A 12881-nucleotide genomic window follows, 5' to 3' on the forward strand; every position below is an offset into this window, starting at 1 on the left:
TATTTAGTGTGTTTAGACTGACAGATGATGATTTTCTAAAAGTATTAACTTCTATAAATTTAGCAATTGCTTCTTTTATACTTATAAGGTGACTGTTTTTCATACTTTAAAAACACCTTGCTAAAATAGGCAGGATCAGTATATCCAACTTCTGAGGATATCTGTGCTATTGTTTTATCTGTATTTATCATAAGGTTTTTAGCTCTTTCAATCCTTAATTTTGCAATATAGTCTGTGAAGGTCACCCCTACATTCTTTTTAAAATACTTACTAAAATATTGAGGATGCAAGTGCACAAATTTAGCCGCTGTATCTAAGGTTATTTTTTCAGTAAAGTTATTGTCTATATAGGTTATTACAGCATCTAAAATATTTTCTGGCACATCATTGGATTGTGGATGAGTGGGCTTTCGTGATTCTTTATTGCGGGTAGCGGTAATGGCCTTTTCAACAGCAATTTTTATATCATTGGGATTTGCAGGTTTTAGTAAGTAATCTACAGCCCCTACTTTAATGGCTTCCTGAGCGTAATCAAAGTCACTATAGGCTGTTAGCATAATGGTTTTTACCTCTGGCAAAAACTTAATGATTCTTTTTTGAGCCTCAAGTCCAGTATTTTCAGGCATCTTAACATCCATAAGTATAATATGGGGCTTATAAATCTTAGCAAGTTCTACAGCTTCTATGCCATTTTTAGCATCTTCAACAATATCTAGGTTAAAGAAATTTCTATTTAATATCATTCTTAATGCTTTTCTTTCAATAGGTTCATCTTCAACAATCATAAGCTTATACACTTGAATACCCCCTAAGATAGATATTTTCAGTCAAAGTTATCTTTATAATAATATCATTAGCGCTAACTTAAACCATAATTTGTCATCCTGAGTGGAGCAAAGCGGAGTCGAAGGATCTTAGTATTAGCAAAGTTCTTCGTTATTCCAAGATCCTTCGCTACACTCAGAAGGACAGTTCCAGAGAATTTTGGTAGTAATTCTGTTAAATTAACACCTATGATACTAGTATAAGAAGTCCGGTGAAATTATTTAATGCACGGGATATGGATAGAGACAGTAGTAAAGGTATTTGGTTGGCTTTCTAGTTTTATGCTATATTCCTTACCGAAATGGTGACAGATTCTATCGTTGGTATTTTTAATACCGATGCCTGTATGATGCTCAGACCTATCATTTAAGTTATTTAACATATGAAGCAACTCAGCTTCAATGCCTTTACCATTATCATCTATTTTTATTAAGAGATCTTTGTTAGGTAAAACTTTTCCTGTAATAGTTATTTTGCCCCCTTCTTTTTTTGGCTCCAATCCATGGATCATAGAATTTTCTACAATAGGCTGTAGAATCATAGAGGGAATCCTATATTCCATAATAGATTCGTCTATATCTATTTCATAACTGATGCGATCGCTATATCGAAAGGTTTGGATGGCAAGATATCTTTTAATATTACTAATTTCATCCTTGATCCTAGGTAAATCCTCTGCATTTTTTAAGTTGTATCTCAGTAGATTAGAAAGTTGGTAGATGAGCTCTTCAGTTTTGGGGGCATCTTCAATCAAGGCCATTCTGGCGATGGTATTTAAAGTATTAAAAAGAAAATGAGGATGGATTTGAGCGCGGATTGTCTTTAGTTCCATCTTCTTAGCCTGCTGTTCCAATTGAAATTTTTCTCTACTTTCTTTTAGCAGCTTCTCTTGAGTAAGTCTATGAATTCCCATTTGAGCGATTTGATTAGCAAGAAAATTATAGAAATCTACATAGTTTTGCAAATACTGGCGGGAAACCACAGGAATAAAATGAAGGGTTTTTTCTAGTGCATTTATTGGAATTTCAAACTCTTTAGATATTCTTTTAATATCGATAGTATCTCTTGTTTGCTCTCCATCGATTAAAACCTGTCCCCCTAGCACAGAGCCTAAAAAATGATCATCTACAATAATTGGCGAAACACAATCGATCAATCCAGTATGACAGGTATAGGTTCTTGGGGTTTTCTTTTCAACAGCTATCAGGCCAGCTTCCGCATCACAGGCTATACATTTCCGTGACCCCTTTGGAGAAGAACGAATAAGCTTGCAGAAGGGGGTGAAGTTACTTATTTCACTGACGGGATTACCTTCAGGGTCCACGATAATGGTAGGTACATCAACTAATTTTGCTAGTCTGCTCTGAATATCCGTCAGTGTTTTGATATCTACTTTAAAATTATCTAATAAACTCATGGTGAAGTCTCCCTTTGTAGTCATAAACAATAGAATTTAAAATTAAAAAACAGCATGACTTCAGTTTTTGTTGCAAAAATTCTTACAGTCTAATCCATAGATAATGTATTATTTTTTGAAATTAATTTAAACGGAATGTTTAACAAATCAGGTGCTATAGGCAGTATTTTGTCATTGTATTTAAATAATCAAATAAGTTGCAACGAAATCAAAATAGTACAATAATATTAGTCTATATAGTACAATATGTAATCGATATAGTCAAGAAAAGATAGCAGGTTTAATAATAAAATTTATTTAATAATAAGGCTTAATTATAAAAGAAAATAATAAAAAATCTATGGAGGTGCCGTAATGGGACAAGAAGCATTAGGTATGATTGAAACAAAAGGGTTTTGCAATCTTCAGTCTTAACCTTAACGGATATTAAAAGAGTAGAAAACGATGATGTAATCATCATTCAAAGGGGAACTTAGTCCTAAAAAATTGAGAAAAAAATTATAAAGATTGAGTTTCTAACTTATTGACAATTACATGCAACTATGTTAAATTATAAACAGAACTTAATTACGAACATAGTTTATATATAAGAACTAGCATTTTCTTTTTAAAAACCTTTGGTGGTTACTTAGTTTGTTAATGGAGTTTTTTGTAAGGCTTATAGTAATGATTTAATATCATTTTATATTTAAATGGCAATCAATAATTACAACATGGAAGGGGAAATTTTGATGAGTATTTATTATGTTCCACCAGTTAACTTAATTGGAAGAGGTTGTCTTGTAGAGATGAAGGAGCCTGTTAAAGCCTTAGGGGCAAAAAAGGCTTTTGTTGTAAGTGATAAATTTCTTGTATCAAACGGTACAGTAAAAAAGGTAACAGACTTATTAGATGAAATCAATCTACCTTATGTAGTTTATGATGATGTTAAACCAAACCCTACTGTTACCAATGTTAATGATGGTTTAGCTGCACTAAAGGCAGAAGGTTGTGACTTCGTTATAACAGTAGGCGGAGGTTCACCACAAGACTGTGGAAAAGCAATCGCCATTCTTGCTACAAATGGTGGAGATACAAGGGATTATGAAGGTGTAAACAAAACTACAAAGAAGAGTCTTCCTATTGTAGCTGTTACAACAACAGCAGGAACCTCAGCAGAAGTTACAATCAACTATGTAATTACAGACGAAGAGCGTCAAGTAAAAATGATTATGGTAGATACAAATTCACTGGCTGCCATCACAGTAAATGACCCAGAACTGATGTTAGCTAAGCCAGCAGCTTTAACCGCTGCAACTGGAATGGATGCCTTAACCCATGCAGTTGAAGCAGTAGTAGCTAAGGGTGCATATGATGTGACAGATTCAACAGCTTTGTATGCAATCAAACAAGTTTTCGAGTTCCTTCCAAGAGCAGTGAAGGATGGCAATGATATTGAAGCTAGAGAACAAATGGGTTATGCATGTTTCTTAAATGGTATTGCCTTCAGTAATGCAGGTTTAGGAAATGTACATGCTATGGCTCATCAATTAGGTGGTATTTATGATCTACCTCACGGTGTATGTAATGCAATGCTTCTCCCTATTGTTCAAGAAGAAAATGCAAAGGGTGCTCCTGAGAAGTTCCGTGCCATCGCAGAAGTAATTGGTATGAATGTTTCTGGTAAAACAGATAAAGAATGTGTTGATTTTGTAATCAACAAAATGAAGGCTCTTTCAGAAGAAGTAGGTATACCAAAATCTTTAAAAGAAGTAGGTGTTGATAATCCTGACTTCGAAAAACTTGCTGAAAATGCTATGAAGGATGCTTGTGCAGGCGGAAATCCAGTATTTTTTGACAAAGATAAATTAATAGAGTTATTTAAGAAAATAGCTTAGACCTCAGCCCAATAAAAAAACCCTCTCAAGAGGGTTTTTTTATTGGGCTGAGATAAGATAAAGTCTGCTACATTTCATCACTATAAAAAAGTCCTACAGGCGAAAACTAATTGAAGGAAAACAGCGGCCTAGTAAAGAAAATAACTATAGTGAGTTGTAATAAAACTTTTATAGTTTAGTGTAAGATAGCGGAGTCATGGGGACGGTTCATCTGGCACGTATGTTTTTATGTGCCTGAGGAACTGTCCCCGTGGCGTAGCGAATGTAACATATTTACTACAACTTATATAATAAATTTTGTACCAGAAAGAATAATCATATAAAGTAAAGGGGAAATCTTATGAAAAAGCTTCTAATAAGCATTGTATTTGCTGCAATTATGTTTTCTACTCCTGCTATAGTTTTTGCTAATGCCGGGCCTGTATTTTGGCAGGGGCATCCATCTTCAACGATACTGTCAATTGAAGAAAACTCTCCAATTAGGGTAGAAAAGGAAGACTTGGTTTTTGATTTTTCTGATGATGATCATTCCTTCCACACCATCAGTGGGAAGGTTACTGCAACCTACGAAATGTTTAACCCAACAAATGAACTGCAATCAGTACAAATGGCCTTCCCTTTTATAGGAACGCTTGACAGTTTTGTAGGGGAGGAAATTGTTATAACAGAAGATGAAAATGTACTGGAGTATGATGTATATATTGGAGATGTGGTGAACAGCTATAGAGATCCTTTACAAGTGGATAAGAGAACAAACTTTGACTTTAAGAGTATTGTAGGTACTGTCACAAAGAACCCTTATAAGGCAAAGCATTTTACAGAAACTGAAAAGGGAAAACGCTACATTATCGATGTAAAGCCAACCACTGATCAAAGGATAAACTTTGTCATAGACTTTAATTTCGATCATAAAAAAACAAAAGTATTAACAAATGGATTTAATCGTTATGAGCGTAGTGGTGAAAAAACCAAAATTGCTGTTTGGTGTTATGAGCCGGAAACATTAGAAGTTTTTGTTTTAGGTGAGGATATTGATTTGAAGATAAGTGCTTATACAGATGGAGAATTTAAAGAGAAAACAAATTTTTTCACCTATGAAATTTTAACGCAAGAAATAGAACTCAAACAATATTTGATATCGTACATAACAAGTCATATCAATAGTAAAAACATTGAAATGATTTCAGATAATCAGATCTATAATCTGTATGCAAAATCTTTTGATGAATATCTTACACAAAATATGGGGTATGTCTCCGAACATGATCTTCTAGCACAACAGCATGATCAGAGAATGTTAACCTTGGTCTACACTGTTGAATTTCCACAGAATGGAAGAAAAACAGTGGGTGTAAGCTATAGAACATCTGGAACAATGGATAAAACGAAAACGGTAAAACCCCTACACACCTTTGAATACATTTTAAACCCCGCTGCAAATTGGAAGGATTTTAAAAACTTAAATATTAAAATTATCACACCAGAAGAGGCTCCTTATGTAGTAAAAAGTAATATAGAATGGCTAAATCAAGAAAATAAGCTCTACACAGCAACCCTATCAAGCTTACCAGAAGAAGACCTGTTTTTTACCCTTTATGCAGAGGAGAAAATTACACTGCTAGATAAAGTGGGAGGAAATTTGCAGAAGCGTTTTGGATACCTTACTCCTATTGTCTTAGGCTTAGTAGGGCTTCTTATGATGGGAGCAGTTGTTATGGTCATTCTCTATAAAAAAACAGGCAACGAGCTAGAATAAACTACGAGCCTTAAAGCATACCTCTACTTCTAAACCGAGCTTTAGAAGTAGAAAAAGTACAGATGATAGCGTGTTCATTGCCAAGGAAGTTAATGCAAGAGGATCTATGTGGTGGGATTTAGTATTGAGGTAGGTGAACCGTACCATAAATGACTGCGGTTTTATTGAGAGCAAGTATTTTCAACAAAAGCTAGACTAAATTAATTAATATAAGGGGCAATCTGTCCCTATGTCCCTTGTAGGGAAAATAATAAATAGAAAGGAATTATAACTATGACGTCCTTTACAGAAAAGGTGGTTCAGATCATATCCAGTATTCCTAGGGGAAAGGTGATGACCTATGGACAGATTGCGGGACTTTCAGAGCATCCCCGAGCCGCCCGCCAAGTTGTTCGCATACTTCATTCCATGAGCCGCAAGTATGACTTGCCATGGTACCGAGTCCTTAATTCAAAAGGGCAGATTGGATTTAAAGATGAAGAAGGCTTTAAGGAACAAAAACGGTTCCTGGAGCTGGAGGGGATTGAGGTAGGTATAAATGGCAGAATAGATTTAGACATATACCAATGGCATCCTGATAGGGTATAGGGAAATAAAAGTGTATTGAGGAGATATTAGACGGAGAACTGAAAGTTTTATGAATACAAAAGATAAACTATGGTTTCAAAAAGACATTTCTCATCAAGAATATCTTTTTGTTTAATGGTATCCTTTAAACATAATATAATGAGGAGGTAATTACTTATGGAATCATGGGAATGCATAGAAAAAACAACTGATTATATTGAAAAAAATTTGGATAAAGAAATAACGATTAATTGCTTGGCTGATATAGCTAATCTTTCTCCATTTTATTTTCAAAAACTGTTCAAGAGAGTAGTTAGTAAGACCGCTATGGAATATGTCAAACTAAGAAGGTTGGCTAAGGTTTCAGAAGAGTTAAAAATCAATAAAAAAGACAATATTATTGATATATGTTTCAAGTATGGTTTTGAAAACCACGAGACCTTTAGCAGGTGCTTTAAAGACGCATATGGATTAACTCCTTCAGAGTATAGGGCTAACCCTGTTTTGTTATCTCATTTTTTAAAGCCAGAAATATTTTTACAATACAACATTATTGATGAAGATGTTCCTATTGTTACAGACGGAATAGTGCTTGAAATAACTCGGCATTTCCTGAATAAACCAAAATATTTTGCAGGTTACACAGTTGAAGTAACACATAAATCGCCTAGTATTGACCCATTAGAAGATATCTGGAACAAAGTGCATGCAATAAAGGCAAATATTGAACAATGTATGCCTGAAGGCAATGAAATCGGGATAAGTCTAAATATTGGAGAAAGTGAAAAGCTAAAATATTTTGCAGGTGTAGAAACAAGAGAAAAAATAGAAGATGATAAGATGGAAACATACACTCTTATCGACAGGAGATATATTATATGTAAATTTGAAGCAGAAAATTTCTATACACTGATAACAGAAACAATTAATAAAGTATACCAATATATGCATTTATGGATTACAAAGAAAAAAATCAATGTTGAACATACAGCTATTGAATTATACTACGGTTCTTCACCAGATAGAACTTATATGGAATTATGGATACCAATAATTGAATAAAATATAGCTATCTACATGAGGTGAAGATAAATAATTAAATAAATATATCGGAGGTGCTTATAATGCTTGAGTTGCCCGAAGCAGTAACTATCGCTAAACAGATTGATGATATTATTGTTGGGAAGAAGATTTCAGTCGTAACTGCTGACCAAAGCCCCCACAAATTTGCCTTTTACCATGGTAATCCTCAGGATTACCATTCTCTGCTTGCAGGAAAAATCATTAATCGAGCAAAGAGTTATGGTGGAATGGTTGAGATTAGGGGTGAGAATGCAGTAATACTTCTAGGTGACGGTGTAGGAATCAGGTTTCACGATGAAAGTGCTGTCCGTCCCCCAAAACATCAGCTTTTAATTGAATTCCAGGATTGTACGGCTCTAAGTGCTTCTATTCAGATGTATGGAGGGTTATGGTGTTTTAAGGACGGTGAATCCGATTATGTTTATTATAAAATTGCAAAGGAAAAGCCATCACCCCTGTCCCAGCAGTAGTTCAGGTAATAATTAATGTTTTAATAAATTAACCTTCATGCAAACCGCAGTTACAACGTTACGGTGAACCTTACCACAAATGACTGCGGTTTTTTGTAATCGATTATTTTCAAGAGGAAAAGTAGAGAAGAATAAAGAAAAATCTAGAGATTAATAATAAATAGAAACGTAGAAAAGGACTAAAACGAGTATAAGCTTTAGTCCTTTTCTACGTTTCTATAGAGATAAGATAAAAAATAAAAATATTTATGGAACATCTTGACAAAAAATATATAATAGATATATAATGAATGAAAATTCATTCATTATATATTAGGAGTGTACTTAAATGGCTAGAACAACAGAAAAAAATCAACAAATGAGAGAATTAAGTAAAGAAAAAATCCGAGCAGCTGCTTTAAATCAATTTTCAAAGAAGGGGTTGTTTGCTACCCGTATTCAAGATATTGCAACGGAGGCTAATGTATCACAAGGTTTATTGTACCGGTACTATCCTTCAAAGGATGATATTTTTATTGATCTAATTGATAATGCACTAGACAAAATAAATGAGGCTTCATATTATGTATATAATTTAGATATGAAGGCCAAGGAAAAAATAACCTTAACCCTGACAGAGCTTTATAAGACTATTGAAACCAGCGAAAGCTTTAGGGAAACCTGTAGCTTAATAGCACAAGCCATGAATTCCACTGCAATTCCAGAAAAAGCACAAAAAATACTTAATGAAAAACGGGATATTCCATATGAAATCTTTGCAAAAATCATGGAGCAGGGGCAAAAGGAAAATACAATAGTAGATGGAAATCCTGAAGACTTAGCAATTCTATTTTGGAGCACCATCAATGGTTTAGCAATTTTTAATACTACAAGGCCATTACCATGTAGGTTACCTGATCAAGGTATTATTGAATCTATGTTGTTTAAATGACTACAGGAATCTTAAAAGGAGTTGTTTTAAATGAGTTTAAAAGCAAAAATATTTCATGTTATGTTAAGATATAGGCATCTATTAAAGGGACAGTTAAAACCAGAAGTAATAGACAAAAATACATCCATTGAAAAGTTACGACGTGAAACCGATGAGATGGCTGCAAAACTACTAAAAAAAAATGACGGGATTACCTATAGGCAGTCAGAGTTCAAAGACTTTTATTCTGAATGGGTTGAATTGAAGGGTACACCACGGGATAAGGTGTTGCTTTATTTCCATGGTGGTGGCTTTGTAATGGGTAATGCAAAATCCCATCGAAATATCGTTGGGAATATTGTAAAGCACTTAGGAGTAAATGCCTTAGTCTTCGACTATCGCCTTGCACCAGAAAATCCTGCCCCAGCTGCTGTTTATGACTCTGTAGTTATTTATAAATGGCTGCTTGAGGAGGGCTATAAAGCAGAAAACATAGCGTTTGCAGGGGATTCAGCTGGTGGAGGAATTCAATTTGCCACAATGATAAAGTGTAAAGATGATGGGATACCATTACCTGCTGTATGTGCTGCGTTCTCACCGTGTACAGATATGACATTATCTGGTGAATCTCATAAGAGCCGTGTAAAGGCAGATCCATGTACACCAAAGGGGGCCAATCAAACCTATTTGGGTTATTATATAGGTGATGGTGATCCAAAGAACCCATATGCTTCACCGTTATTTGGTGACTTGCATGGACTGCCTCCGATGATCATTCAAGTCGGTAATGATGAAACTCTACGAGATGATTCGGTTCTTTTTGCAGAAAAAGCAAAAAAGTCAGGGGTAGAAGTGAAAATAAAGGTTTGGAAGGGAATGTTTCATTGTTTTCCAGTGTTGGCACCTATGTTTCCTGAAGCCACAGAAGCTTTAAATGAAACCTGTAGCTTTTTAAGGGAAAAGCTCAACGTATCGTCAGTAAGATATACAAGCGATTAGTTCTTCTAGTAACTGGGATTTTGGTAAAAAAATTGCTATTATTTGTAAAAAAATCAAAGGATTTATATAGGATTTATAGAATTGATAATAACAGATTAAACTTATCTTCAAAGAAACCTCTTAGGAAATCAGAAATATAGTATGTTATATGATAGAAAAAGCTAGATTAAGGAGGAAATAATGATTTATTTAAGTACATTTACATTTCCAAATGAAGATATGGAATTTGATTTTTTAATAGAAGAAAAAAGAACATGCTATGATACATTTTATCCATTCAAAGTATTATCAAAACATAATTTCGTAAGAATTGATTTTGAACCAATTACAGTCTTATATGGTGGAAATGGTTCAGGAAAATCAACAGCATTGAATGTAATAGCAGAAAAAACAGGGATTCTTCGAGACTCTATCTATAATAAATCTAATTTCTATTCCGACTATGTTAATATGTGTGGGATGCAGATTGAAGATGACATTCCTGAAAATAGCAGAATCATAACAAGTGATGATGTATTTGATTATATATTGAATATTCGCAACCTCAATGAAGGAATTGATGAAAAACGAGAAAAAATTTTTGAAGAATATTTAGAGGCGAAATATGCTAATTTTAAACTAAAGTCTATAGAAGATTATGAACAATTAAAGAAAGTAAATAGTGCTAGAAATAAAACTCAATCAAAGTTTGTAAGAAATGAGTTGATGGACAATGTGAGAGAGTATTCAAACGGTGAAAATGCATTCCGATACTTTGTAGAAAAAATCAGTGAAAATGGGCTATATGTATTGGATGAGCCTGAAAATAGCCTTTCTCCTAAACGGCAGATAGAGTTAATGAAGTTTATTGAGGACTCCGCACGGTTTTTTAGTTGTCAATTTATTATATCAACACATTCACCGTTTTTACTTGCCATGCATGGAGCAAAAATATATGATCTTGATGAAAACCCAGTTAATGTAAAAAAGTGGACAGAATTAGAGAATGTGCGTACATATTATGAATTTTTCGAAAAATACAAAAAAGAATTTTCCAGTTGTTCACCATAGAATGGAAAGAAAACAGTGGGTGTAAGCTATAGAACATCTGGAACAATGGATAAAACGAAAACGGTAAAACCCCCGTCTGCCGTCCCCGCTTGGCCACATTTAAGCAAAGATTTTTCTGAAATGATTTCTATTTGGTTATAAATATGATATTATATTAATAAATCATAATCGTGATTACAATATAAACAAATACAATGAAACTGCTTTTGACATGGACTTATGAAACTTTAGAATTAGGACGATAAAGTATTTTTAAATTTCATTAAAACATCTTGCAGTCTACTAAAAGGTGAATAGCTTCTTATGACCTTAAAATATTAATTTCAAAGGAGTAAAAATATGAACGATTATGTAACTTTATTAATCAAAGATTATGTAAAAAATTATAAAGGATTGAAAGGAACAGAGTCCAATTGGCGTGAACCAGTTATTGGGATTGCTAGCGCTACAGATCCCATGTTTGCAGATCTTAAAGACATAATAAGCTCTTCTCATGCATTGCCATCAGATTTTATTAGTGATGCAAAATCTGTAATTGTGTTTTTCTTACCTTTTAGTGAAGAAATTGTAAAGAGTAATGCAGGAAACATTGAAAGTTCAAGAGAATGGGATATTGCCAATATAGAGACAAATCATCTTATAGTAGATATAAATAAATATTTATATGAAAAGATAAGAGAAAAAGGCTATTCTTCTACTGTTTTACCGCCTACTTATAATTACGATGAGAAAAAATTAATTAGTGATTGGTCACACCGACATGTTGGATATATAGCTGGCATCGGAACATTTGGTGTAAATAATATGTTTATAACTGAAAGAGGATGCTGTGGGAGAATGGGGAGCATTATTACTAATATGGTATTAGAGCATACTGAAAGAAAGGAGCAAGAAAATTGCCTATATAAGTATAATGGGACATGTAAAAAGTGCGTTAAGTATTGTGTAGCTGGGGCAATTTCAATTAATAATGGATATCCTTTTGTTGATAAAAAAAGGTGCAATGATCAAATTTATGATGACAATATACCACAGTACTCTATTGGTACTGGAGATGCATGTGGTAAATGTATGTGTAATGTGCCATGCTCTTTAATAAACCCTGTAAGCAGCTAAAAAAACAGATATGTCTATAATAATCAAAAAAAATTTTTAATAAGTTTGAGTCAAAAGAGTGATGTGGTCTTTTTGACTTTTTTTATACATAAAAACCGTCGTTATAGCCATACGGTGAACCTTATCGCAAATGACTGAGGTTTTGAGAAAGCGGCTAGTTTGTTATGTACGCAAAAAGACTTGTAGGTTATTGGAAGTGTTTCATTAATTTTTTAAAGGGTTGACAATAATAAATACTCCTTGTACAATTGAAGATAATTAAAGTCTATAATATCTTTACAAGGAGGCTTCATTTTGAAATATACTAAAGCTACAAACTATGCACTTCATACCATGGCATATATGATTAAACATAATAAAGATGATAACTTTAGTTTACAAACATTGTCAAATCACTTTAGTATATCTGCCACATATCTTTCGAAGATTTTAACGCAACTAGTAAAAGCTGATTTAATTCAGTCAACTCCAGGTGTAAAAGGTGGCTATGTTTTGCGTAAAAAGGTAGAAGACATTTCGTTTATGGATGTAATTAAGGCAACAGAGGGAACAGGAGCGTTATTTAGTTGTGAGTTACATGAGGAGGAAAGCGGGTGTCAAATCTTCAAAGTAATGAAAGAAGCAGAAAATGTGATGGAGATATATTTGCAGAATAAAAAAATTTATGAAATAATCCAAAATGCAGCAAATAATGGAATATGTAAGGAATAATTTTTTCACATATTCAGCTATAGTATAAGTCTTTTTTATATTCTGATTATAGATAAAATATACCTACAATATATACAATTCTTAAAAAGTATGGAGACAA

General features: G+C 33.5%; 12 protein-coding genes. 10 read left to right on the top strand and 2 right to left on the bottom strand.

Annotated features, from left to right (window positions below):
- Positions 1-59: 59 nt before the first annotated feature.
- Positions 60-797: a response regulator transcription factor gene (locus tag CACET_RS08220; RefSeq protein WP_044823861.1), complete on the bottom strand. Its 738-nt coding sequence runs from the start codon at positions 795-797 to the stop codon at positions 60-62.
- A 245-nt stretch (positions 798-1042) separates the two neighbouring features.
- Positions 1043-2266, bottom strand: a complete 1224-nt coding sequence (locus tag CACET_RS08225) for a sensor histidine kinase (RefSeq protein ID WP_242849932.1) — start codon at positions 2264-2266, stop codon at positions 1043-1045.
- A gap of 707 nt (positions 2267-2973) precedes the next feature.
- On the opposite strand from CACET_RS08225, the gene CACET_RS08230 reads away from it, so the two are divergent.
- From CACET_RS08230 to CACET_RS08275, 10 genes are all read left to right on the top strand, one after another.
- Positions 2974-4119 carry an iron-containing alcohol dehydrogenase gene (locus CACET_RS08230; RefSeq protein WP_044823863.1) on the top strand — a complete coding sequence of 382 codons (1146 nt, stop codon included), beginning with the start codon at positions 2974-2976 and terminating at the stop codon, positions 4117-4119.
- A 340-nt stretch (positions 4120-4459) separates the two neighbouring features.
- Positions 4460-5875, top strand: coding sequence for a hypothetical protein (locus CACET_RS08235; RefSeq protein WP_044823864.1), 1416 nt, complete (start codon positions 4460-4462; stop codon positions 5873-5875).
- 273 nt (positions 5876-6148) lie between these two features.
- The gene (locus CACET_RS08240) at positions 6149-6463 is read left to right on the top strand and encodes an MGMT family protein (protein ID WP_044823865.1); all 315 of its coding nucleotides are present in this window, start codon (positions 6149-6151) and stop codon (positions 6461-6463) included.
- A gap of 156 nt (positions 6464-6619) precedes the next feature.
- Positions 6620-7504, top strand: a complete 885-nt coding sequence (locus CACET_RS08245; protein ID WP_044823866.1) for an AraC family transcriptional regulator — start codon at positions 6620-6622, stop codon at positions 7502-7504.
- Positions 7505-7566: 62 nt separating this feature from the next.
- Positions 7567-7995 (top strand): formamidopyrimidine-DNA glycosylase, encoded by a 429-nt coding sequence (locus tag CACET_RS08250; protein ID WP_044824088.1) that lies wholly within the window; start codon positions 7567-7569, stop codon positions 7993-7995.
- Positions 7996-8323: 328 nt separating this feature from the next.
- Positions 8324-8926 carry a TetR/AcrR family transcriptional regulator gene (locus tag CACET_RS08255; RefSeq protein ID WP_044823867.1) on the top strand — a complete coding sequence of 201 codons (603 nt, stop codon included), beginning with the start codon at positions 8324-8326 and terminating at the stop codon, positions 8924-8926.
- A 30-nt stretch (positions 8927-8956) separates the two neighbouring features.
- Positions 8957-9904 carry an alpha/beta hydrolase gene (locus CACET_RS08260; protein ID WP_044823868.1) on the top strand — a complete coding sequence of 316 codons (948 nt, stop codon included), beginning with the start codon at positions 8957-8959 and terminating at the stop codon, positions 9902-9904.
- A 180-nt stretch (positions 9905-10084) separates the two neighbouring features.
- On the top strand, positions 10085-10954 hold the full coding sequence (locus CACET_RS08265; protein ID WP_044823869.1) for an AAA family ATPase: 870 nt from the start codon (positions 10085-10087) through the stop codon (positions 10952-10954).
- Positions 10955-11293: 339 nt separating this feature from the next.
- Positions 11294-12070, top strand: coding sequence for an epoxyqueuosine reductase (locus CACET_RS08270; protein ID WP_044823870.1), 777 nt, complete (start codon positions 11294-11296; stop codon positions 12068-12070).
- Between the two features lie 294 nt (positions 12071-12364).
- A complete protein-coding gene (locus CACET_RS08275; protein WP_044823871.1) occupies positions 12365-12781 on the top strand; it encodes an RrF2 family transcriptional regulator in 417 nt (138 codons plus the stop codon).
- Positions 12782-12881: the final 100 nt, after the last annotated feature.

The organism is Clostridium aceticum, from assembly GCF_001042715.1.
Classification (GTDB): domain Bacteria; phylum Bacillota; class Clostridia; order Peptostreptococcales; family Natronincolaceae; genus Andreesenella; species Andreesenella acetica.